Raw genomic sequence first — 21,476 nt, 5'->3', positions numbered from 1 at the left:
ACCATGACTTCGTCCGCCACGCAGACGACCTGGAGATTCGCGTCAGCACGAGACCACCTTCCAACCGATCAGAGCGTTGACCGCCGGGGGGATGCGATTGAACTTGAGCTCCACGCACTTCCCCTGCGAGGAGCCCATGTTGAACGTCGACTTCACGGAGTTCACCACAGGTCTCAGCACCACAGCGCACCCCACCTTGAGTGCAGGGTTCGGGACGATGGCGCAGATCGCCTTCGTCACCGCTGAGACCCCTGACAGTCCAGCAATGTTTCGGACCTCCCCCTTGGAGAACGTCACACACGTCGCCGTGTAGAGGTTGCAGTTCTTGATCGACGGGTCGGCCGTGATCGGGTAGGCGTAGTCGCCGCTCGTGTGGTCGACGACCTGGATGACGGAGCTGCCCCGCACCTCGAAGTGGGTGGGGACGGCGGCGCCATTTGCGTCGTAGGCCCAAGGCGCCTCGATGAGACCCAGGTCCCGCCCCGACTCGCTGGTCAGCGCGACCTCGCCCGAGTTCAGCAGGGTCGGCAGCACTCCGCCTTCGGAGGCGAAGGTGAACTGGAACTCGGTCGGCGCATCTGACGCGGCCACCTCGACCACGATCTGGACGCCATCGCTCAGCGGGCTTACCGAGAGGCTCACGCCGGAGGCCGGGTCGTCCGTGACGTACCTGCCATCCTCGAGCCGCAAGGGGCCCTCGACCGGGAGGCCGATGGCCACGTCGTCGCTCCCGCCGTCTCCAAGGACGACCTGTCCGCGGAGATGGAGTCCCGCACCGGCGAGGAGGCGAGCGGGACCGGTTCTTGCACGCGCTCGTCGAGGACTTCAGGGTTGGCGACCGAAGCGGGCTCCGGCTCGGGCGGTGTCGCAGCGACGGCCGGAGCGACCACCACCATGACGCTACTGATAAGTATCACGATCGAGCCAACTAGCTGGCTTTTCCGTTGTCGCTTCATGGCGTCCGCCCTCATGCGTCGTGGATGTCGCAAGCAGCATGCGCCTGTCCTGCATCACTCCACAACGACCCGACGCCACCCCGCAGGCATACCGCTCGCGAGAGACTTTGTTACCCCTCGCGAGAGAGCTTGTCTGTGGTCAGGAGGCAACAAACTCTCTCGTGACCACGAACAAAGTCTCTCGCGAGCGGTAAGGGGTGCGAGGGGTGATTAGCGGAGCGTGGCGGAGTGGTGGGTGGCGGCGGCCTGGACGGCGGCGTCGCGGGCCGCCTTGATGTCTGCGTCGGTCAGCGTGCGGTCCGGGGCGCGCAGGCGCAGCGAGAACGCGAGCGAGCGCTGGCCCTCCGGCACCTGGTCGCCGGTGTAGACGTCGAACAGGCGCACCGACTCGATCAGCTCGCTCGCACCGGCCAGCGTCGACCGGAGCGCCTCGGCCTCGACCTCGGTCGCGACGAGGAACGCCAGGTCCTCCTTGGCGACGGGGAACGCCGAGAACGACGGCTTCGGGCCGATCGCGGGCGAGGCCGCCAGCAGCTGGTCGAGGTCGATCTCCAGCACGCCGACCCGACCGGGCAGTCCGTGCTCGGCCGCCACCGCGGGGTGCAGCTCGCCGGCGTGACCCACGACGGATCCGTCGGCGAGCACGAGCTCGGCGCACCGGCCGGGGTGGAACGGGGCGACCTGCGCCGCCCGCACCTGCACCTCGACGTGCAGCGTCCCGGCCACACGGCGCGCGATGGCGACCGCGTCCGACCATGCGACGGCGCGCCCCGGCCCGTCCCAGCCCGAGCGCTCACGCTCGCCGACCAGGACCGCGCCCACGTGCTGGGGCTGGTAGGGCAGCGCCGCGTCGAGCGCCGCGATCTCCTCGGGCGTCGGACGCCGGTCGACGCCGTAGATCGGCGCCGCCGCAGCATCCGGTGACGGCAGGAAGACACGGCCGATCTCGGTGATCTCGACGACGTCGTGGCCGCGGCTCACGTTGAGCGAGGCCGCGCGCAGCAGACCCACGAGCAACGTGGTCGTGAGCCCCGGCTCCTCGGCGGACAGCGGGTTGGCGAGCAGCACCTGACGACGTCGCTCGTCGTCGGCCGGCAGGCCCAGGCGGTCGAGGTCGGCCGGACCCACGAAGGGCAACGTCGTGACCTCGGTCAGACCGGCACCCGCCAGCACGTGACCGACGCGTCGCCGCAGCACCTGGTTGCGGGACAGCCCGCGTCCTCCGGTGGGCGTGGGCAGCACCGACGGAACAGTGTCGTACCCGGCCGAGCGGAGTGCCTCCTCGACGAAGTCGTAGGGGTCGTTGAGGTCGAAGCGCCAGGTGGGAGGCGTGACCGTGAACGTCTCGCCGTCCACCTGCACGGCGCAGCCGTTGCGCTCGAACACGTCGCGCGCGAAGTCCGGCGTGATGTCGACGCCCGAGATGCGCGTCGGCAGGTCGACGGCGAACGACACGGGCACCGACGCGGGCACCGCGCCGACGTGGGTGGCGCCGGGCTCGACCGTGCCGCCGCCCAGCTCGGCGAGCAGCTCGGCCACCCGGGCGGCACCGGCGAGCGTCAGTGCGGGGTCGACCCCGCGCTCGTAGCGCTTCGCGGCCTCCGACGGCAGCTTGTGCCGCCGCTCGCCGCGGAAGATCGTGACCGGGTCCCAGAACGCGGCCTCCACGACGACGTCGGTCGTCTCGGGGCCGATCTCGGTCGAGGCTCCGCCCATGACCCCCGCGAGGCCGATGATGCCGGAGTCGTCGACGATCACGAGGTCCTCGGGCGTCAGCGTGCGCTTCACGTCGTCGAGCGTCGTGACCGTCTCCCCCGCCGCGGCCCGGCGCACGACGATGTCGCCACTGACCTTCGCGCGGTCGTAGCAGTGGTTCGGCTGGCCGAGCTCGAGCATGACGTAGTTGCTGATGTCGACCGTCAGCGAGATCGACCGCATGCCGGCCTGCGTGATGCGCCGGACCATCCAGTCGGGCGCCGTGCGCGTGGGGTCGATGCCGGTGACGACGACCGTCGTGAACACCGGACACCCCTCCGGGTCCTCCACCCGCACGGGGTACCCGCCCTCGCCGACCGGCAGCGTGACCGCGTCGGCCGGGTCGGAGAACGGCAGGTCGAACGCCAGGGCCGTGTCGCGAGCGACACCGCGCAGGCTGAGGGCGTACGCGCGGTCGGGGTTGACCTCGAGGTCGAGCGTCTGGTCGGCGAGCCCGAGCAGCTCGGTCGCCGAGTCGCCCGGCTCCGCGGACCCGGGCTCGAGCACGAGGATGCCGGCCGCGCTGGTCTCGTCGTCGGGAAGCCCCAGCTCCGTGGTCGAGCAGATCATGCCGTCCGACACGTGGCCGTAGGTCTTGCGCGAGCCGATCTCGAAGCCGAGCTCGGGAAGGAACGTGCCGGGCAGCGACACGACGACGAGGTCGCCCACGGCGAAGTTGTGCGCACCGCAGACGATGCCGCGGGAGGGCACGTCCTCGCCCGGCGCGTCGGGCACCGACGCCTCGTTCTGCGCCCCGACGTCGACCCGGCACCAGTTGATGGTCTTGCCGTTCTTCTGCTGCTCGGGCGAGATCGCGAGCACGCGACCGACCGTCAGCGGGCCGGAGATGCCGCCGCCGATGATCTCCTCGAGCTTGAGGTCGTACATCGTCAGGCGGTCGGCCAGCTGCTCGGTCGTGACCTCGGCCGGCAGGTCGACGAGAGTGCGAAGCCACTCGACGGGCACGCGCATCAGAGACCAACTCCGAACGGCTCGGTGAAACGGACGTCGCCGTCCCAGAGGTCACGCAGGTCGGCGATGTCGTAACGGCTCGTGACCGTGCGGTCCAGGCCCATGCCGAAGGCGAAGCCCGAGTACCGCTCGGGGTCGACGCCGCACGCGACCAGCACGCGCGGGTTCACGACGCCGCAGCCGCCCCACTCGATCCAGCCCTCGCCGCCGCACGTGCGGCAGGAGCCGACCTGGGCCGGGTCGTTGTGGCAGACGTAGCAGAGCAGGTCGACCTCGGCGCTCGGCTCGGTGAACGGGAAGTAGGACGGACGGAACCGTGTGGTCATGCCGTCGCCGTAGACGGCCTGGGCGAAGTGGTCGAGCGTGCCCTTGAGGTGCGCCATCGACAGGCCCTCGTCGATCGCGAGGCCCTCGACCTGGTGGAAGACCGGCATGTGCGTCGCGTCGGCCTCGTCGGTGCGGTAGACCCGCCCGGGGCACACGACGTAGATCGGGGGCGTGCGCGTCAGCATGGAGCGGGCCTGCACGGGCGACGTGTGCGTGCGCAGGACCTTGCCGGAGCCCTCCGGGGCGTCGTCCTCGGCCGCGACCCAGAAGGTGTCCTGCATCGTGCGTGCCGGGTGATCGGGCCCGAGGTTCATCGCGTCGAAGTTGAGCCACTCGGCCTCGACCTCCGGCCCCTCGGCGACCTCCCAGCCCATCGCGACGAAGATGTCGCCCACGAGCTCCTGGATCGTCGTGATGGGGTGACGCGCGCCCACGACCTCCCGGTCGACCGGCAGCGTCACGTCGACCGTCTCGGCCGCGAGCTGCGCGGCCGACTCGACCGCCTCGAGCTCCTCGGTCCGCGCCGCGACGGCGCGGTTCACCTCGCCTCGGGCCTGACCGATGCGCTGGCCGGCCTCCTTGCGCGCCTGGGGCGGCAGCGCGCCGATCTCGCGGTTCGCGAGCGCCAGGGGCGACCGGTCGCCGGCGTGGTCGAGCCGGGCCTGCTTGAGGTCGGCCAGCGTCGACGCCGCAGCGACGGCCTCGAGGGCCTCGCGGGTGACGCGGGCGACCTCGTCGGGGTGCAGGGGCGTGACCTCGACGGGGTCGTAGTCGGAGTTCGGTGCGGACACGGAAGTCGAGTCTAGTGGCGACGGGCCGACCGGCCGCGACGGCTCAGTCGGTGAGGGCGTCGGGCTCGTTGACGGGCAGCCACACGTCGATCTGCGCTCCCCCGCCGTCGGCGTCGTCGATCGTCACCACACCGCCGTGCTGGGTCACGATGCCACCGACGATGTACATGCCGAGACCGCTGCCCGCACCGGGTCCGGCCTTCCAGAACCGGCTGAAGACCCGCTGGCGCGACTCCTCGGGGATGCCGGGCCCCTGGTCGACCAGACGGACCCGCACCCCGGCCTCGCCGTCGCGCTTGGCCTCGCCGACCTCGACGCGGCGCAGGCCGTGGCCGTGGCGCATCGCGTTCTCGACGAGGTTCGTCATGACCTGCACGATGCGGTCGGCGTCGCCCCACACGACCTCGACCGGGGAGATCGCGGTGGCCCACGACGGCTCGCTGCCCGCTGCAGACACGCTGCGCAGGACGCGGTCGACGAGCTCGTCCAGCCGCACCGGCCCCCGCTTCAGGGTCAGGCGTCCGGAGTCGATGCGGGCCGCGTCGAGCAGCTCGGTGATGAGCCTCGTGAGGCGGTCGGCGTCGGCGTCGACCGTCTCGAGCATGAACTGACGCTGCTCGTCGGTGAAGCGGTCCCACTTGCTGAGGAGCGTCGCGGTGAAGCCCTTGATGCCCGTCAACGGAGAGCGGAGCTCGTGCGCGACGGTCGCGACCAGGTCGGAGCGCTCGCGGTCGCGCTGGTTGCGGGCGCGGGCGCTGCGGATGCCGACGACGACCTGCTGCACCGGCCCGGCGGGACGATCACGCTGCAGCGACGCGGTGATCAAGTACTCGGAGCCGCGCGGCGAGTACCAGGACTGCTCGGAGATCGCGGTGCGGGTGTTGAGGCCGTCGTAGGGCCTCATGCTCGCCATCCACGTGTGCCCGTTGAGGTCGTCGAACGGCAGGGCGTCGTCGAGCGGCATGCCGATCATCTCGTCGCCGTGAGCGCGGGCCAGCTTGCGCACCCGCTCGTTGACGTACGTGACCCGTCCGTCCGGACCGGCCACGATGAGGCCGTCCGGGAAGTCGGCGAAGTCGTCGTGGCCCACGGACTGACCCTAACCCGGCCGGAGACCTACGCCCGCTGAGCGCGAGCGCTCGCGTACAGGCAGACGGCGGCGGCCGTGGCCAGGTTGAGGCTCTCGGCCTGCCCGAAGATCGGGATCGACACGACCGTGTCGGCCAGCGCTCGGCGCTCCGGGGGCAGCCCCCAGGCCTCGTTGCCGAGCAGCCAGGCCGTCGGGGCCGCCAGGTCGAGATCGGCGTCGAACAGGCCCGCGTCTCCCCCACCGTCGGCTGCCAGGACCCTCAGCCCCGCGGCGCGCACGGCGTCGAGGGCCGTGGCGACGTCGCGCTCCACGACGACCGGCAGGTGGAACAGGCTGCCCGCGGTCGACCGCACGACCTTGGGGCCGAGCGGGTCGACGCAGTCGCCGGCGAGAAGCACGGCATCGGCGCCCACGGCATCGGCGCACCGGATGACGGCGCCGGCGTTGCCCGGGTCGCGCACGTCGGCGCACACCACGACCAGGCGCGCCCCGGCCAGGTCGGTGCCCTGCAGGTCGCGCACCACGCTGCGGCACCGGGCGACCATGCCCTGCGGCGCCACCGCGTCGGCGACCTCGGCGACGACGTCCTCGCTCACGACCTGCCAGTCGGGTGAGGCCGCGACGATGTCGGCGTAGCGCTCGGTGGCCTCCGCGGTGGCGAACACCTCGAGCACGACGCCCGCGGCGACCGCCTCACGCACGGCCTGAGGGCCCTCGGCGACGAACTCGCCGACCTTGGCCCGGAACGCACGAGTAGCGAGCCGCCGAGCATGTCTCACGCGCCCGCTCTGCGGGGTCAGTGCGTGGGACGGCTCAGGGCTCGCCACGGGTGCAGGTTCGACGGTCGCGTCAGGCGACGGCGTCGTCCTTGGGGGCGTTGACGTCGGCCGGCAGGCTGTCCTTGGCCAGCTTGACGAGCGCGCTGAACGCAGCCGGGTCGCTCACGGCGAGCTCGGCCAGGTTCTTGCGGTCGACCTCGAGCTCCGCGGCCTTGAGGCCCTGGATGAAGCGGTTGTAGGTCATGCCCTCGGCACGGACCGCAGCGTTGATGCGCTGGATCCAGAGGCGACGGAAGTCGCCCTTCCGCGCCTTGCGGTCGCGGTAGTTGTAGACCAGGGAGTGAGTGACCTGCTCCTTGGCCTTGCGGTACAGGCGCGACCGCTGACCGCGGTAGCCCGAAGCGCGCTCGAGGGTCTCGCGGCGCTTCTTCTGTGCGTTGACAGAACGCTTGACGCGTGCCATCTGGAACTCCTTAAAACGGGGGGTGTGGGGACGAGCGAGCGGTCAGAGACCGAGCAGCTTCTTGACCTTCTTGGTGTCGGCCTTCGACACGTCGGTCGTGCCGGCGAGGCGACGGGTCCGGGTCGAGGACTTGTACTCCAAGAGGTGACGGCGGTTGGTCTGCTCGCGGCGGAGCTTGCCCTTGCCGGTGATCTTGACGCGCTTCTTCATTCCCGAGTGGGGCTTGAACTTCGGCACTATGCCTCCATGTCTGGGTCGAGGTTCTCGGAACGTCGACGGGGCTTCTTGGGTGTTGCGGTCTCCTGGGCCTGCTCGCGGTGCGCCTTCTCGAAGGCCTCGTCGGCCTCCTTCTGCGCGGTCCGCTCCGCCGTGACCTTGGCCTTCTCGGCCTTGACCTCGGCCTGGGCCTCGGACTTCTTCTTCAGGGGGCCGAGCACCATCGTCATGTTGCGGCCGTCCTGGCGCGCGTTGCTCTCGATGAAGCCCAGGTCCTCGACGTCGGCGGCGAGCCGCTGGAGCAGGCGGTAGCCCAGCTCGGGGCGGTGCTGCTCACGACCACGGAACATGATCGTGATCTTGACCTTGTCGCCGGCCTTGAGGAAGCGCACGACGTGACCCTTCTTGGTGTCGTAGTCGTGCGCGTCGATCTTGGGCCGGAGCTTCATCTCCTTGATGACGGTGTTCGTCTGGTTGCGCCGCGACTCGCGAGCCTTCTGGGCTGCCTCGTACTTGAACTTGCCGTAGTCCATGAGACGGCAGACGGGCGGACGCGCGGTCGGCGCGACCTCGACGAGGTCGAGGTCGCTCTCGGCGGCCAGTCGCAGGGCATCCTCGATACGGACGATGCCCACCTGCTCTCCGCCGGGTCCGACGAGCCGGACCTCCGGTACGCGGATGCGGTCGTTGACGCGAAGCTCGGTGGTGATGGGTCCTCCTGGGGGTCGTGGTGAGGGCCCGAAAACAAAAGGCCCCCGTCAGAAACGGAGGCCACCAGGGGACGCGCAGCGCCACCGCCGTAGCGGTGCACGACACGGGTCGTGGGCCGGACGGATCCGGCCGAACCCCAGGACGGTGAGCCCTGCAGGTGGGAGATGGCCTCCACTTCAGTGCAACAGCGTAGCAGCGCCCATGCTTCCCGCACAAAATGCGGTCTGCTCGCGGCGGGCTCACAGAGCCGTGACACCGGTGTCGCCGACGCGAAACACCCGTGACGCACGATGGTCCCATGCCCTGGCGCGTACGCACGACCCTCGACGACCGACCCGGCATCCTGGCTGAGGTCGCGCAGGCCTGCGGACGCGCCGGCCTGAACATCGTCTCGATGCAGGTCTTCGGGATCGCCGACCGCGTCACGGACGAGTTCGTGGTCGACGGCCCGCTCGACGAGGTGGCGGTGGCCGAGGTCTTCGCCCAGGCCGGCGGCACCGACGTCGCGGTGACGCGGATCGACGACGGGGTCATCGTCGACGCCCCGACCCGCTACCTCGAGGCTGTGCACCAGGTGCTCGAGGAGGGGCGCGACGTCGAGGAGGTCCTGCGCGAGCTGCTCGCCACGGAGCCGCCGGACGTCGCCGACTACGCCGGTCACGACGTGCTGGACCTGGTGCGGCGCGGTGGCACGACGCTGCGCATCAGCCGCGCGGTGCCCTTCACCCCCGCGGAGCGCTCCCGGGCGCAGGCCCTGCTCTCGCTCGTCAGCGACGCCGGAGCCGACCTGCCGCTCATCGCGCCGTCGACGACCCATCCGATCCCGCTCGTGCGCGAGGCGACGCTCGCCGACATCGACGCGGTCGCGGCGCTGCACAGCCGGTGCAGCGTCGAGACCCTCTACGCGCGCTACCAGACCCCGCTGCGGATGCCGATGACCACGCGGCTCGCGCGACGGCTCGTCGTGCCGGAGCAGGGGGTGGCGCTCGTGGCCCAGGCCGGGCTCGACGTCGTGGGACACGCCGTGCTGGAGCCGGGTGAGCCCCGCTGGACCGCCCAGGTGCTGGTGGAGGACGCCTGGGCGCACCGCGGCATCGGCACGATGCTGGTCCGTCAGGCCGCGGCCGCCGCTCGCGCGGCGCACTCCGAGGCGCTCACGTTCCTCTCGGCCGGATCGAACGACGCCCTGCTGCGGTCGGTGGGGAGCGCGGGATTCGTCGCGCGGGTCGAGCGCCGCGACGAGGTCGTCCACATCACCGTCCCGCTGCGCGGCTAGGAGCTCAGGCCTGGGGGCGGACCCACGCCGTGCCGGCGGCGGTGCGGGCCAGGACGTCGCCCACCGCGAGGTGCTGCAGGTCGTCGGTCTCGACGACCTGCCAGTGGGGCTGGCCGAGGTCGAGCACGATCGCCGACGCACCCTCCGCGAGCGCCGACTGGGCCGCTGCCTGCCCGTGCACCGGGACGGGACGCGACTGCGGGTTCCAGGCCTCCATCGCCGCGACGCTCGTGAACGCGAGCAGCGCCTGCCGACCGTCGGCTCCGGTCATCAGCACCGCCGCCATGTCGGCGTTCTTGTCGCTGCCTTCTGCCGCCCGGGGCCCGGCACCCCCGCCGGGGCCTTCCGCCGCCCGCTCCCCCAGCACCGCCACGATCGGCACGAAGACACGCGCCTTGCCGAGCAGCGCCAGCAGCGCGTCGCGGTCGCCGAGCGCGGGACGGAGCGCCGGATCGACCTGGCCGTCGTCGCCGGGGAACGCCGGCTCGGCCAGCGAGCGGTCGTGACTCATGCCGCCCAGGCGCGCAGCTGGGTGATGACCTCGCGGCCGTCGCCGTCGGACGACTGGATCGCGAACAGGATCACGCGGTCGTCGTCCTTCGTGACGAGGGTGGCCCACGGCGCGCCCGACTTCATCGAGATGCCCTCGACCTGGTCCCACGTCAGGTGGTGACGGCGGTAGCCGTTCAGGACGTCGATGCCCTCCGCGTCAGCCTTGACGCTGCTGCGTCCGACACCGTGCAGCAGGGCGAGCACCGCCAGGAGCAGGATCCACATCGTGATCTTCTCCGAGAGCGAGAAGTAGACGTAGTCCGGAAGCGCGCGCCCGATCGCGACGATGCAGACGATCATCAGCACCGCCACGCCGTAAGCGACGATGCGGGGGCCCTGCGGGCGGACCACGAGTCGGTCGTCGGTCGTCATGGGCGTCAGATCCTGCACGCGAGGATGTCGGTGACGAGGATGCCGCGGGCACCCAGCGCGTAGAGGTCGTCCATCACGCGCTGCGCACGGTCGCGCGGGACCATCGAGCGCACCGCCGACCAGCCCTCGCTGTGCAGCGGTGACACGGTCGGCGACTCGATGCCGGGCGTGAGGGTGACCGCCTGCTCGACCTGCTCGGTGCGGATGTCGTAGTCCATCATCACGTAGGAGCGGGCGACCAGGACGCTGTCGAGGCGCCGCTTGAAGACGTCGAAACCAGCGGGGTCGTCCGACCCGGACCGACGCGCGAGCACCGCCTCGGAGTCGAGGATCGGGTCACCGAAGACCCGCAAGCCCGCCTGGCGCAACGTGGTGCCGGTCTCGACGACGTCGGCGATCGCGTCGGCGACGCCGAGACGGATGGAGGACTCGACGGCCCCGTCGAGCCGCACGACCGAGGCCTCGATGCCGCGCTCGGCCAGGTGGGCCTGGACGATGCCGCGGTACGAGGTCGCGATGCGCCGACCCTGGAGGTCCTCGACGGTGTCGATGCCCCCCTCGGGCGCGGCGAAGCGGAAGGTGGAGGCGGCGAACCCGAGGGCCATGACCTCGTCGGCCTTGGCCCCGGAGTCGAGCAGCAGGTCGCGGCCCGTCACGCCGATGTCGAGGGTGCCCTCGCCGACGTAGATCGCGATGTCACGCGGGCGGAGGTAGAAGAACTCGACGTCGTTCTCGGCGTCGACGCAGACCAGGTCCTTGGCGTTGCGGCGCTGGCGGTAGCCCGCCTCGGCCAGCATCAGCGCGGCGGACTCGGCCAGCGATCCCTTGTTGGGAACGGCGACCTTCAGCATGGGTGAACTCTTTTCGGTGGGGGTGACGTGCGGCATCGGCATCGGGGGTCTCCCCCTCACAGATGCGCGTACACGTCGTCCAGCGAGATGCCCTTCGCAATCATCATGACCTGCGCGTGGTACAGCAGCTGGCTGATCTCCTCGGCGGCCCGGGCGGCGTCCTCGTGCTCGGCAGCCATCCACGACTCGGCGGCCTCCTCGACGAGCTTCTTGCCGATCGTGTGCACGCCGGCGTCGAGCTCGGCGACGGTGCGCGAGCCCTCGGGGCGGGTCGTGGCCTTGTGGCTGAGCTCCGCGAACAGCTCGTCGAACGTCTTCATGGCGCCCCCAGTCTAGGGGGCGGTCGAGACGAGCCCGCGCAGCACCTGCCACGCACCCAGCGCGGCCTCGGCCGCCTCACGGCCCTTGTCCTCGCGACTGCCCGGGAGACCGGCTCGGTCGAGGGCCTGCTGGTCGTCGTCGCACGTGAGCAGGCCGAATCCGACCGGCACGCCCGTGTCGAGCGCGACGCGGGTCAGCCCGTCGGTCGCCGCGGTCGAGACGAACTCGAAGTGCGGGGTGCCGCCGCGGATGATGACGCCGAGCGCCACGACGGCGTCGAAGCCGGCCACGGCCGCCCCCTGCGAGACGAGCGGGAGCTCGAAGGAGCCGGGCACGCGGATCAGCTCGACCTCGGTCACGCCCGCCTCGGCGAGGGCGGTCTGCGCGCCGGCGATCAGGCCGTCCATGACCTCGGTGTGCCACAGCGACGCGACGATCGCGACGCGAGCGTCGCTGCCGTCGACCGCGAGGGAAGGTGCTCCGTGTCCGGCCACGATCAGGCCTCCTCGGTCGTCGCGATGGGGAGCGGCAGGTCGTGACCCATCCGCTCGGCCTTGGTCGTGAGGTACCGCAGGTTGTGCTCGGTCGGGGCGATGTGCACGGGGATGCGCCCGGACACCTTGACGCCGTAGCGCTCGAGGGCCGCGGACTTCTCCGGGTTGTTGGTCAGCAGGCGGACCGACCCGATGCCGAGGTCGCGCAGGATCTGGGCGGCCGCGGCGTAGTCGCGCTCGTCCTCGCCGAAGCCGAGCTCGAGGTTCGCGTCGACCGTGTCGCGGCCGCGCTCCTGCAGCTCGTAGGCCTGCAGCTTGTGCAGCAGCCCGATGCCCCGACCCTCGTGGCCACGCAGGTAGACCACGACGCCGGCGCCCTCGTCGGTCAGCGCCGCGAACGAGGCCTGCAGCTGCGGACCGCAGTCGCAGCGCTGCGAGCCGAAGACGTCGCCCGTGAGGCACTCGCTGTGCACCCGGACCAGCACGTCCTCGACGTTCTCGTGGCCGGCGCCGGCGAGGTTGCCGACCTCGCCGTGCACGAGCGCGATGTGCTCGGCGCCGTCGATGCGGTCGCGGTAGCCGAGAGCCTGGAACGTGCCGAACTCGGTGGGCAGCTGCGTGCTCGCGAGACGCTCGACCTGCTGCTCCTCGCGGCGCAGGTGGATCTGCAGGTCCTCGATCGAGACCAGGGCCAGCCCGTGCTCGTCGGCGAACTCCCGCAGCTGCGGCAGACGCTTGAGCGTGCCGTCGTCGTTCATGACCTCACCGATCACGCCGGCCGGCGTCAGACCGGCCAGGCGGGCCAGGTCGACCGCGGCCTCCGTGTGGCCGGGACGCTCCAGCACTCCCCCGGGCTTGGCGCGCAGCGGGACGATGTGGCCCGGCTGCGTGATCTCGAAGGGCTCCGTCGCGGAGTCGGCGAGCACGCGGCACGTGCGCGCGCGGTCGGACGCCGAGATGCCGGTCGTCACGCCGTCACGGGCGTCGATCGAGACCGTGTACGCCGTGCGCAGCCGGTCGCGGTTGTGCGGGGTCATGAGCGGGATCGCGAGGCGGTCGAGGATCTCGCCGGTGATGGGCGCGCAGACCAGGCCGCTGGAGTAGCGCACCAGGAACGCCATGAGCTCGGGCGTCGCCTTGCTCGCGGCGAAGATGATGTCGCCCTCGTTCTCACGGTTCTCGTCGTCCACGACCACGACCGCGCGGCCGGCACGGATGTCGTCGATGGCGCGCTCGATGGGGTCGAGGGCGATGGTGATGTCCGGGGTCTGGGTCATGACGCCTCGGGTCCTTTCCGGTGGCCGAGCATGCGCTCGACGTACTTGGCCAGCACGTCGACCTCGAGGTTCACGAGGTCGCCCTGGCGGAGGTCGCCGAGCGTGGTGTCGGCGAGGGTCGTGGGGATGAGCGAGACGGAGAACCAGGACCCGCCCGCGGCCGGGTCGTCGTCCACGACGTCGACCACGGTGAGCGAGACGCCCTGGACCGTGATCGAGCCCTTCTCGACGAGGTACCGGGCGATGTCGTCCGGCAGCGTGAACCGCAGGACCTCCCAGTGCTCGCTCGGGGTGCGGTCCAGCAGCCGGCCGGTGCCGTCGACGTGACCCTGCACGAGGTGGCCGCCGAGGCGGTCCCCGGCCGCGAGGGCACGTTCGAGGTTGACGCGGGAGCCGACGGCCAGCCCGCCGAGCGACGTGCGGTCGAGCGACTCGGCCATGACGTCGGCGGTGAAGGTGTCGGTGGTGGGGTCGACGACGGTCAGGCAGCAGCCGTTGACGGCGATCGAGTCGCCGTGCCCGGCGTCGGAGGTGACGACGGCGTCACGCACCGTCAGACGCACGGCGTCACCCTGCTGCTCGATCGCGCTGACGGTGCCGATCGACTCGACGAGTCCGGTGAACATCAGACGTAGGTCTCCCTGGGAGCGGCACCGGGGGTGCCGATGATGCGGATGTCGTGACCGACCGTGCTGAGGTCGGTGATCTCGATGGGTCGCAGGTCGGCCAACGTGGCCGCCTCGCCCTCGAGCGCGGCGCGGCCCGAGCCCAGCATCGACGGCGCGATGTAGCCGATCACGCGGTCGATCAGGCCGGCCTTCCAGAAGCCGCCCGCGAGGCGAGGACCCCCTTCGAGCCAGGCGTGCTTGATGCCGTTCTCGCTGAGCTTCGCGAGGACCTCGTCGGGCTCGCGCGACTGGATGAGCAGCGTCGGTGCGACGCGGTCGAAGACCCGGTAGTAGTTCGGGATGCGGGTCTCGCCCACCACGACGCGCAGCGGCTGCAGGTCGTACGGGAGCGGCAGGTCCTCGGCGTCGCGCACCGTCAGACGCGGGTCGTCGGCCAGCACCGCGCCGGTGCCCGCCACGATCGCGTCGCACTGGGCGCGGAACGTCTGCACGTCGCGACGCGCGTCCGGGCCGGTGATCCACTTGCTGGAGCCGTCGGGCGCGGCGCTGAGCCCGTCCATCGTCGCGGCGTACTTCCACGTCACGAAGGGTCGACCGTGCACGACGGCGAAGCGCCATGCCCGGTTGTGCGGCTCGGCCTCGTCGGCCAGGACACCGGTCTCGACGTCGACACCGGCGGCCCGCAGGACCTCGGCACCTCCCCCGGCCTCGGCGTGCGGATCGGTCTCGGCGATCACGACGCGCGCGACGCCCGCTGCGATCAGGGCCTCGGTGCAGGGTCCGGTGTTGCCGACGTGCTTGCACGGCTCGAGCGTGACGACGGCGGTGCCGCCCCTCGCACGGTCGCCGGCGGCGGCCAGCGCCTCGATCTCCGCGTGCGCGCCCTTGCGGACCGTCGCTCCGACCCCGACCTCGCGTCCGTCGGCGTCGAGCACGACGCACCCGACGGTCGGGTTGGGCAGACAGTTGCCGCGCTCACGCGCTGCGTCGATCGCGCGGCGCATCGCCTGCAGCTCGATCTCGCTCGCCATGGGTACCTCCGGTCGGGCTCACCGTTTCCGGGGCGACGGGAGGGCGGAGGACGGCGGCCGTCCACGGTCGACGCACACGGCGCCGACACTCGACTCTTCCCATCCGGACTTTCACCGTCGGTCCCGGAGTTCCACCAGGTCAACCGCGTCCAGGTGGACACGGGTCGCGGACTGTCACCGCCGGCTCGGAATTACACCGACCCCAGAGTCTTGTGAGCGATTTCTCGTTCTCCGAGATTCTACTCAGCCCGTTCCAGGCGCCGACCAGTGCCCACGAACCGAGACGGTCAGGCCCCGCAGGCCGCGGCCGCGGAGCTCCGCAACGCCTCGACCATCGCGTCGGGGTCGTCGGCCCCGAACACCGCCGAGCCGGCGACGAAGACGTCAGCACCCGCCTCGGCGCAGCGCTCGATCGTCTCGAGCGACACCCCGCCGTCGACCTGCAGCCACACGTCAGCGCCGCTGGCCGCGATCAGCTCACGGGTGCGACGGATCTTGGGCAGGCACAGGTCGAGGAACTTCTGACCGCCGAACCCCGGCTCGACCGTCATCACGAGCACCATGTCGAGCTCGGGCAGCAGGTCCACGTAGGGATCGATGGGCGTCGCCGGCTTGAGCGCCATCGAGGCACGGGCGCCCTGGGCGCGGATCTCGCGGGCCAGGCGCACCGGCGCCGCGGCCGCCTCGACGTGGAACGTGATGCTGCCCGCGCCGGCCTCGGCGTACGCGGGAGCCCAGCGGTCAGGATCGGCGATCATCAGGTGCGCGTCGATCGGCTGCGGTGCCGCCTTCGCGAGCGACTCGATGACGGGCAGCCCCAGCGTCAGGTTGGGCACGAAGTGGTTGTCCATGACGTCCATGTGCAGCCAGTCGGCGCCGGGGATGCGGGCGGCCTCGTCGGCGAGGTGCGCGAAGTCGGCGTTGAGCAGGCTCGGGGTGATCTGGAGGCCCATGGTGGGCAGCCTAGTGGTGCCCCGCCACACCCCCAGGCGGGGTCAGCGCTTGCGCAGCAGGGCCACGAACATCGCGTCGGTGCCATCGCGGTGTGGCCACCAGCGGTCGACGCGCTCGAGCACCGCGACGCCTCGCCCGACCGTCTCGATGACGTCGAGCGTCTCCGACGGCGACGGCGAGCAGGTCGCGTAGGCGATGACCCCGCCCTGACGCAGCAGCTCGATGCCGCGCCGCAGCAGCGCCTGCTGCAACGGCACCAGGGCCTGCAGGTCCTCGGGGGTCCGGCGCCAGCGCGCCTCCGGCCGGCGGCGGAGCGCACCGAGGCCCGTGCAGGGAGCGTCGATCAGGATGCGGTCGAACGACCCCGCCTCCCACGGGCCCTCCCGGCCGTCGTGACACGTGACCTCGACGTCGGGCAGCGCCCGGAGCGACTGGCGCACCAGCTCGGCCCGGTGGGGCTGGACCTCGTTGGCCACCAGGTGGGCGCCGCGCTCGGCGGCCAGGGCACCGAGGAGAGCCGCCTTCCCGCCCGGACCCGCGCACAGGTCGAGCCACCGCGTCCGCGGCGGCTCGAGCGGCAGGTCGACGAGCGCCTTCGCGACGAGCTGCGAGCCCTCGTCCTGGACGGCAGCGCGGCCCTCCCGGACGGCCGCGATCTGCCCCGGGTCGCCACCGTCGAGCACCACGGCCCACGGCGAGAGCAGTCCCGGCGTGCCGGGCAGCTCGGCGACGGTGGCGAGCCGGGGTCGCGCCACGAGGGTGACCTTGGGGGCCACGTTGTCGGCCGCGAGCAGCTCCTCGATCTCGTGGGACGCGTCGACCGCGAGCAGCGCACGGCGCAGCTCACGCACGACCCACACGGGGTGCGAGTACCGGACGGCCAGCGCCTCGTCGGTCGCCAGGCCCTGCGTCAGCAGCTCGATCCACGCGTCGAGGTCCCGCTCGGCGACGCGGCGCAGGATCGCGTTCACGAACCCGGCCGGCTTGTGGCCGACGACGCGACGAACCAGGGCCACGGAGGTCGAGACCGCGGCGTGGTCGGGCACGCGCATGGCCAGCAGCTGGTGGGCGCCGAGACGCAGCACGTCGCGGACGGGAGGGTCGAGCTGACGCGGGGCGAGGTGGTCGATGATCGCGTCGTAGGTGCCCTGCCAGCGGATCGTCCCGTGCGTCAGCTCGGTGGCGAACGCCGCGTCACGACTGTCGAGGTTCTCATCGCTCAGCAGCCGCGGGAGCAGCAGGTTGACGTACGCGTCGTCGTCCCGGACCGCCGCCAGGACGTTGAACGCGACACCGCGCGCCAGGTCGCTCACGACAGGTACCCGGCCGGATCGGTGAGGCCGCGGCCCCAGTCGGCAGCCGCCATGGGCTTCTTGCCGTGCGGACGCACCGTGCCGAGGACGACGTCGGTCGTGGTGGTGCCGACGCGCACCTCCTTCTTGCCGAACACGATCTGCCCGGGCTCGAGCGTCGACTCCTCGGCGATCGTGACGGGCTCGATCTTGACCCGAAGGTCGCCCAGCTCGGCCCAGGCGCCGGGTGCGGGCGTGCAGCCACGGATGTGGCGGTCGATCGCGAAGGCCGGGCGGTTCCAGACCACGCGCGCGTCCTCCGTCGTCAGCTTGGGCGCGAGGCTCACGAGCTCCTCGTCCTGCTGCTGCACGCCGATGTCGCCGTCCTCGATGTGGTCGAGCGCGTCGACCAGCAGCCTCGAGCCCTCGACCGCCAGGCGCTCCAGGAGCGTGCCGGCGGTGTCCTCCGGCCGCACGAGCTCGGTGATGACGCCGAGCACCGGCCCCTCGTCGAGCCCCTCGGTGAGGCTGAAGACGCTGGCCCCGGTCACCTCGTCACCCGCCATGATCGAGCGCTGCACGGGCGCGGCACCCCGCCACGAGGGCAGGACCGAGAAGTGCAGGTTGACCCACCCGAACTCGGGGATGTCGAGTGCCGCGCGACGGATCAGCGCGCCGTAGGCCACGATCGGGCAGCAGTCGGGGGCGATCTCGCGCAGCCGGTCCAGGAACTCCGGGTCGGACGGCGTCGCGGGCTTGAGCACCTCGATGCCGTGCCTCTCGGCGACCTGGGCCACCGGCGAGGCTGCCAGGGTGCGCCCGCGACCGGCACGGGCGTCGGGGCGGGTCACCACCGCGACGACGTCGTGGCGGCTGGCGATCAGGGCCTCGAGCGAGGGGACGGCGGTCTCGGGGGTACCGGCAAAGACGATTCTCATCGCGGCCGAGTCTAGGGACTCCGCGCTGTGGCACGATCCCCGCATGAGCTTCCAGGCGTACATCGACGCGATCGAGAAGAAGACCGGCAAGATCCCGCAGGACCTCGTCGACGAGGCCCACGCCCGCGGTTTCGGGCCCGACACGAAGTCGGGCGAGATCATCACCTGGCTCGCCGACGAGTACAGCCTCGGGCGCGGGCACGCGATGGCCCTCGTGCACGTCGTGAAGAACGGTCCGCAGATCTCCGACAAGCACGTCGGCACGGACGGGACCCACAGCGACGAGTCGAACCTGCTGCGCCTGGACGGCATCGCCCACCGCTAGCGGTTCAGTGCTAGCGATTCAGGGAGTCGTCAGGTACCCCACCAGGTCGGCGACGGCGACGTCGCGCCGCTCGCCCGAGGCGCGGTCCTTGACCTCGACCAGGCCGTCGACGTAGCCGCGGCCCACGACGACGATGGTCGGCATGCCGAGCAGCTCGGCGTCCTTGAACTTCACGCCGGGCGAGACCTTGGGTCGGTCGTCGAACAACACCTCGATGCCGGCGGTCTCCAGGTCGGCGACGACCTGCTCCGCACCGGCACTCGTGACGTCGTCCTTGCCGGCGAGCACGACGTGGACGTCGTACGGCGCCAGCTCCTTCGGCCAGACGATGCCGAGCTCGTCGTGCGAGCCCTCGATGACGGCGGCCACGGCCCGGGAGACCCCGACGCCGTAGGAGCCCATCGTGATGGTGGCGAGCTTGCCGTCCTCGCCCTGCACCTGCAGCCCGAGCGCCTCGGCGTACTTGCGGCCGAGCTGGAAGATGTGGCCCATCTCCATGCCGCGAGCCAGCTCGAGCGGACCCGAGCCGTCGGGGGCCGGGTCACCGGCGCGCACCTCGGCCGCCTCGATCGTGCCGTCGGCCGTGAAGTCGCGACCCGCGACCAGGTCGAGGACGTGGTGGCCGGGCTGGTTGGCGCCCGTGACCCACCGCGTGCCCGGGACGACCCGGGGGTCGAGCAGGTACCGGATGCCGGTGCCGCTCTCGGTGCCGAGCGAGCCGGGTCCGATGTAGCCCTTCACGAGGCCGGGATGCTGCCTGAAGGCGGCCTCGTCGAAGGGCTCGACCTCGGCGGGCGAGACCTGCGTCTCGAGTCGCTTCGCGTCGACCTCACGGTCGCCGGGCACGCCGATCGCGAGCGGCTCGGTGGAGCCGTCCGGGTGCCTCAGCATCACGAGCACGTTCTTCAGCGTGTCGGCGGCCGTCCAGGGGCGGTCGTCGCGGGGGAAGCGCTCGTTGAGGTGGTCGACGAGCGTCTCGATCGTGGGCGTGGAGGGCGTGTCCTCGACGTGGGACTCGGGGAGTCCGTCGAGCGGGATCGCCTCGGGCACCACGGTCGTGACGGCCTCGACGTTCGCCGCGTAGCCGCCGGGCGAGCGCACGAAGGTGTCCTCCCCCACGGCCGTGACCGCGAGGAACTCCTCGCTCGCCGAGCCACCCATCGCGCCCGAGTCGGCCTGGACGATGACGTACTCCAGGCCGAGGCGGTCGAAGATCCGGATGTAGGCGTCGCGGTGGTTGCGGTAGCTCGTCTCCAGGCCCTCGTCGGTGACGTCGAAGGAGTAGGAGTCCTTCATGACGAACTCGCGGCCGCGCAGGATGCCCGCGCGGGGTCGCGCCTCGTCGCGGTACTTCGTCTGGATCTGGTACAGCGTGACCGGGAGGTCCTTGTACGACGAGAAGAGGTCCTTGACCAGGAGCGTGAACATCTCCTCGTGCGTGGGGCCGAGCAGCATGTCGGTGCCGCGCCGGTCCTGCAGCCGGAAGAGGTTGGGCCCGTACTCGGTCCAGCGGTTCGTGGCCTCGTAGGGCTCACGCGGCAGCAGCGCCGGGAAGCGGACCTCCTGCGCACCGATCGCGTTCATCTCCTCGCGCACGATCTGCTCGACCTTGCCGAGGACCTTCAGGCCCAGCGGCAGCCAGGTATAGATGCCCGGGGCCGCGCGGCGGACGTATCCGGCCCGGACGAGCAGCCGGTGGCTCGCCACCTCGGCGTCGGCCGGGGCGTCGCGGAGCGTTCGGACGAACAGCTGGGTCATGCGCATGCCGACGACCCTACTGACCCGCTTCACTGGGGCGAGCGGGCAGCCTTGCGCGCGATGGCGATCAGCGGGACCTGCAGCGGCAGACGGGCCACGGTGCCGATCTTGAACCACGTGGGTGCCTTCGTGCTACGGAGCACGTCGGCGGTCATCTGCACGTTGGCCGGGAACACCGAGAGCAGGAGCAGCGCGGCGATCCGTCCACCCCAGTGCCGGGTCTGCGGGCGGGCGAGCAGCACGGCCGAGCCGACCTCCACCACGCCCGACGCGTAGACGAGCTCCTTCTTGTACGGCAGCGCCTTCGGCACGATCTTCTCGAAGGGCTCGGGCTTCACGAAGTGGAGCACCCCGGCGATGCCGAGCAGGACGGTCAGGAACGTGATGTCACGGTTGCGAGCCATGGCGCGACTGTAGTGGTCACCGGCAGCGACGGCAGCGGTGCGCAGGCAGGGGGCCTAGAGCAGGACCGTGGCGAACGTGTCGTGCTGGCGGAAGCCGGCCCGCAGGTAGGTGCGGTGCGCGCGCTCGTTGTGGCGGTTCACGTAGAGGCTCACCGTCGGCGCGACCTCGTCGCGGACCAGGTTCACGACGCCGGCGACCGCCGGTGCCGCGAGGCCCGAACCACGCAGGGCGGGGTCGACCCAGACGCCCTGCAGCTGGCACGTGCCGGGGCCGGTGGCTCCGATCTCGGCCTTGAACAGCACGCGACCGTCCTCGACGATCGCGAACGACCACCCCTGGGCGATGAGCTGGGCGACCCGCGCCCGGTAGAGGTTGCCGTGCGTCGCCTCGGGGTCGACACCGACCTCCTCGGTGAACATCTGCACGCAGGCCGGGTACAGCAGGTCGAGCTCGTCGACCATGACCCGCCGAACCCGAAGGTCGGGCGCGATCGTGGGAGCGTGGTCGATCAGCAGGAACGGCTGGTCGGGCCGCACGGAACGGGCGGGGCCCCACTCGGGCTCGAGGCTCGCCCACAGGCGCAGCACGGCATCGCGCGGTCCGGCGATCGAGGCGGGACGCACGGGGCTGGCACCGATGAGCTCGGCGAAGGCGTCGACCGCGACGTCGTCGGCCTCCCCCGGCACGACGTTGGCGCCGCAGTGGCACACCGACCGCAGACGCCCGTCGACGAAGAACCCGAGCACCTGACCGCCGAGCCAGCGGGGCTCCAAGCGGGTCAGGTCGCCGCGGTGGCGCAGGAAGACGTTGACGTGCGGATCGGCCTCGATGACACGACGGAACTCCGGCAGGTCGTACGGCGTCAGCGGCCGTACCTCCGTGCGAGTGCCGAGCACGACGCGCTCCTCTGGTGGACCGACGCCACCAGGACCGGCCCGGCA

Annotated in this window: 24 protein-coding genes and 1 riboswitch; of the genes, 2 read left to right on the top strand and 22 right to left on the bottom strand. The window is 71.5% G+C overall.

What is annotated here, in order from left to right; all coding sequences use genetic code 11:
- Positions 1-42 precede the first annotated feature (42 nt).
- From LO931_RS11685 to infC, 8 genes are all read right to left on the bottom strand, one after another.
- Positions 43-720 (bottom strand): hypothetical protein, encoded by a 678-nt coding sequence (locus tag LO931_RS11685; protein ID WP_229053772.1) that lies wholly within the window; start codon positions 718-720, stop codon positions 43-45.
- A 446-nt stretch (positions 721-1,166) separates the two neighbouring features.
- A complete protein-coding gene (gene pheT / locus LO931_RS11680; RefSeq protein ID WP_229053771.1) occupies positions 1,167-3,683 on the bottom strand; it encodes a phenylalanine--tRNA ligase subunit beta in 2,517 nt (838 codons plus the stop codon).
- On the bottom strand, positions 3,683-4,801 hold the full coding sequence (gene pheS, locus LO931_RS11675; RefSeq protein WP_229053770.1) for a phenylalanine--tRNA ligase subunit alpha: 1,119 nt from the start codon (positions 4,799-4,801) through the stop codon (positions 3,683-3,685). The genes pheT and pheS overlap by 1 nt, the downstream gene beginning before the upstream one ends.
- A gap of 43 nt (positions 4,802-4,844) precedes the next feature.
- Positions 4,845-5,891, bottom strand: a complete 1,047-nt coding sequence (locus LO931_RS11670) for a PAS domain-containing sensor histidine kinase (protein WP_229053769.1) — start codon at positions 5,889-5,891, stop codon at positions 4,845-4,847.
- 26 nt (positions 5,892-5,917) lie between these two features.
- Entirely contained in the window at positions 5,918-6,670 is a 753-nt protein-coding gene (locus LO931_RS11665; RefSeq protein ID WP_229053768.1) for an RNA methyltransferase, read from the bottom strand.
- Positions 6,671-6,740: 70 nt separating this feature from the next.
- Entirely contained in the window at positions 6,741-7,133 is a 393-nt protein-coding gene (gene rplT / locus LO931_RS11660) for a 50S ribosomal protein L20 (RefSeq protein ID WP_229053767.1), read from the bottom strand.
- Between the two features lie 42 nt (positions 7,134-7,175).
- Positions 7,176-7,370, bottom strand: a complete 195-nt coding sequence (rpmI, locus tag LO931_RS11655) for a 50S ribosomal protein L35 (RefSeq protein ID WP_253024664.1) — start codon at positions 7,368-7,370, stop codon at positions 7,176-7,178.
- On the bottom strand, positions 7,370-8,029 hold the full coding sequence (gene infC / locus LO931_RS11650; RefSeq protein ID WP_370636126.1) for a translation initiation factor IF-3: 660 nt from the start codon (positions 8,027-8,029) through the stop codon (positions 7,370-7,372). The genes rpmI and infC overlap by 1 nt, the downstream gene beginning before the upstream one ends.
- 329 nt (positions 8,030-8,358) lie before the next feature.
- On the opposite strand from infC, the gene LO931_RS11645 reads away from it, so the two are divergent.
- Entirely contained in the window at positions 8,359-9,336 is a 978-nt protein-coding gene (locus LO931_RS11645; RefSeq protein WP_229053766.1) for a GNAT family N-acetyltransferase, read from the top strand.
- A gap of 4 nt (positions 9,337-9,340) precedes the next feature.
- On the opposite strand, the gene LO931_RS11640 is transcribed toward LO931_RS11645, so the two are convergent.
- From LO931_RS11640 to fmt, 11 genes are all read right to left on the bottom strand, one after another.
- Positions 9,341-9,847 (bottom strand): SseB family protein, encoded by a 507-nt coding sequence (locus tag LO931_RS11640; RefSeq protein ID WP_229053765.1) that lies wholly within the window; start codon positions 9,845-9,847, stop codon positions 9,341-9,343.
- Complete coding sequence (locus LO931_RS11635; protein ID WP_229053764.1) at positions 9,844-10,260, bottom strand: PH domain-containing protein; 417 nt, start codon at positions 10,258-10,260, stop codon at positions 9,844-9,846. The genes LO931_RS11640 and LO931_RS11635 overlap by 4 nt, the downstream gene beginning before the upstream one ends.
- 5 nt (positions 10,261-10,265) lie before the next feature.
- Positions 10,266-11,111, bottom strand: coding sequence for an ATP phosphoribosyltransferase (hisG, locus tag LO931_RS11630; protein WP_229053763.1), 846 nt, complete (start codon positions 11,109-11,111; stop codon positions 10,266-10,268).
- A gap of 56 nt (positions 11,112-11,167) precedes the next feature.
- Complete coding sequence (locus LO931_RS11625) at positions 11,168-11,431, bottom strand: phosphoribosyl-ATP diphosphatase (protein ID WP_229053762.1); 264 nt, start codon at positions 11,429-11,431, stop codon at positions 11,168-11,170.
- Between the two features lie 12 nt (positions 11,432-11,443).
- Positions 11,444-11,926 (bottom strand): 6,7-dimethyl-8-ribityllumazine synthase, encoded by a 483-nt coding sequence (ribH, locus tag LO931_RS11620; protein ID WP_229053761.1) that lies wholly within the window; start codon positions 11,924-11,926, stop codon positions 11,444-11,446.
- A gap of 2 nt (positions 11,927-11,928) precedes the next feature.
- Positions 11,929-13,203 carry a bifunctional 3,4-dihydroxy-2-butanone-4-phosphate synthase/GTP cyclohydrolase II gene (locus tag LO931_RS11615; protein ID WP_229053760.1) on the bottom strand — a complete coding sequence of 425 codons (1,275 nt, stop codon included), beginning with the start codon at positions 13,201-13,203 and terminating at the stop codon, positions 11,929-11,931.
- Positions 13,200-13,829, bottom strand: coding sequence for a riboflavin synthase (locus LO931_RS11610; protein WP_229053759.1), 630 nt, complete (start codon positions 13,827-13,829; stop codon positions 13,200-13,202). The genes LO931_RS11615 and LO931_RS11610 overlap by 4 nt, the downstream gene beginning before the upstream one ends.
- A complete protein-coding gene (gene ribD, locus LO931_RS11605; protein ID WP_229053758.1) occupies positions 13,829-14,863 on the bottom strand; it encodes a bifunctional diaminohydroxyphosphoribosylaminopyrimidine deaminase/5-amino-6-(5-phosphoribosylamino)uracil reductase RibD in 1,035 nt (344 codons plus the stop codon). Before ribD ends, LO931_RS11610 begins: the two co-directional genes overlap by 1 nt.
- A gap of 87 nt (positions 14,864-14,950) precedes the next feature.
- A riboswitch (FMN riboswitch) is annotated at positions 14,951-15,077 on the bottom strand.
- A gap of 73 nt (positions 15,078-15,150) precedes the next feature.
- Positions 15,151-15,816 carry a ribulose-phosphate 3-epimerase gene (gene rpe, locus LO931_RS11600; protein ID WP_229053757.1) on the bottom strand — a complete coding sequence of 222 codons (666 nt, stop codon included), beginning with the start codon at positions 15,814-15,816 and terminating at the stop codon, positions 15,151-15,153.
- Between the two features lie 42 nt (positions 15,817-15,858).
- Positions 15,859-17,130: a transcription antitermination factor NusB gene (locus LO931_RS11595; RefSeq protein ID WP_229053756.1), complete on the bottom strand. Its 1,272-nt coding sequence runs from the start codon at positions 17,128-17,130 to the stop codon at positions 15,859-15,861.
- Positions 17,127-18,047, bottom strand: coding sequence for a methionyl-tRNA formyltransferase (fmt, locus tag LO931_RS11590; RefSeq protein WP_229053755.1), 921 nt, complete (start codon positions 18,045-18,047; stop codon positions 17,127-17,129). Before fmt ends, LO931_RS11595 begins: the two co-directional genes overlap by 4 nt.
- Positions 18,048-18,090: 43 nt before the next feature.
- On the opposite strand from fmt, the gene LO931_RS11585 reads away from it, so the two are divergent.
- Positions 18,091-18,372 (top strand): DUF4287 domain-containing protein, encoded by a 282-nt coding sequence (locus LO931_RS11585; RefSeq protein WP_229053754.1) that lies wholly within the window; start codon positions 18,091-18,093, stop codon positions 18,370-18,372.
- Positions 18,373-18,390: 18 nt separating this feature from the next.
- On the opposite strand, the gene LO931_RS11580 is transcribed toward LO931_RS11585, so the two are convergent.
- Genes LO931_RS11580 through LO931_RS11570 form a run of 3 tightly spaced genes read right to left on the bottom strand, consistent with a single transcriptional unit; the run spans position 18,391 to position 21,431 of the window.
- Positions 18,391-20,136, bottom strand: a complete 1,746-nt coding sequence (locus LO931_RS11580; RefSeq protein ID WP_370636105.1) for a proline--tRNA ligase — start codon at positions 20,134-20,136, stop codon at positions 18,391-18,393.
- Between the two features lie 23 nt (positions 20,137-20,159).
- A complete protein-coding gene (locus LO931_RS11575) occupies positions 20,160-20,534 on the bottom strand; it encodes a hypothetical protein (RefSeq protein ID WP_229053753.1) in 375 nt (124 codons plus the stop codon).
- A gap of 54 nt (positions 20,535-20,588) precedes the next feature.
- Positions 20,589-21,431, bottom strand: coding sequence for a DUF4081 domain-containing GNAT family N-acetyltransferase (locus LO931_RS11570; RefSeq protein ID WP_229053752.1), 843 nt, complete (start codon positions 21,429-21,431; stop codon positions 20,589-20,591).
- Positions 21,432-21,476 lie beyond the last annotated feature (45 nt).

Origin of the sequence: Aeromicrobium sp. Leaf350, assembly GCF_916858655.1 — a bacterium.
Taxonomy (GTDB): domain Bacteria; phylum Actinomycetota; class Actinomycetes; order Propionibacteriales; family Nocardioidaceae; genus Aeromicrobium.
This window is presented reverse-complemented; position numbering and strand designations above follow the sequence as displayed.

Bases quoted from the DNA above. Each gene is read 5' to 3' on its own strand.
- LO931_RS11580 (WP_370636105.1), bottom strand. From the start codon at position 20,136: ATGCGCATGACCCAGCTGTTCGTCCGAACGCTCCGCGACGCCCCGGCC.
- hisG (WP_229053763.1), bottom strand. From the start codon at position 11,111: ATGCTGAAGGTCGCCGTTCCCAACAAGGGATCGCTGGCCGAGTCCGCC.
- LO931_RS11635 (WP_229053764.1), bottom strand. From the start codon at position 10,260: ATGACGACCGACGACCGACTCGTGGTCCGCCCGCAGGGCCCCCGCATC.
- rplT (WP_229053767.1), bottom strand. From the start codon at position 7,133: ATGGCACGCGTCAAGCGTTCTGTCAACGCACAGAAGAAGCGCCGCGAG.
- rpe (WP_229053757.1), bottom strand. From the start codon at position 15,816: ATGGGCCTCCAGATCACCCCGAGCCTGCTCAACGCCGACTTCGCGCAC.
- LO931_RS11585 (WP_229053754.1), top strand. From the start codon at position 18,091: ATGAGCTTCCAGGCGTACATCGACGCGATCGAGAAGAAGACCGGCAAG.
- LO931_RS11645 (WP_229053766.1), top strand. From the start codon at position 8,359: ATGCCCTGGCGCGTACGCACGACCCTCGACGACCGACCCGGCATCCTG.
- ribD (WP_229053758.1), bottom strand. From the start codon at position 14,863: ATGGCGAGCGAGATCGAGCTGCAGGCGATGCGCCGCGCGATCGACGCA.
- LO931_RS11575 (WP_229053753.1), bottom strand. From the start codon at position 20,534: ATGGCTCGCAACCGTGACATCACGTTCCTGACCGTCCTGCTCGGCATC.
- LO931_RS11625 (WP_229053762.1), bottom strand. From the start codon at position 11,431: ATGAAGACGTTCGACGAGCTGTTCGCGGAGCTCAGCCACAAGGCCACG.
- LO931_RS11610 (WP_229053759.1), bottom strand. From the start codon at position 13,829: ATGTTCACCGGACTCGTCGAGTCGATCGGCACCGTCAGCGCGATCGAG.
- fmt (WP_229053755.1), bottom strand. From the start codon at position 18,047: ATGAGAATCGTCTTTGCCGGTACCCCCGAGACCGCCGTCCCCTCGCTC.
- LO931_RS11615 (WP_229053760.1), bottom strand. From the start codon at position 13,203: ATGACCCAGACCCCGGACATCACCATCGCCCTCGACCCCATCGAGCGC.
- pheT (WP_229053771.1), bottom strand. From the start codon at position 3,683: ATGCGCGTGCCCGTCGAGTGGCTTCGCACTCTCGTCGACCTGCCGGCC.
- LO931_RS11640 (WP_229053765.1), bottom strand. From the start codon at position 9,847: ATGAGTCACGACCGCTCGCTGGCCGAGCCGGCGTTCCCCGGCGACGAC.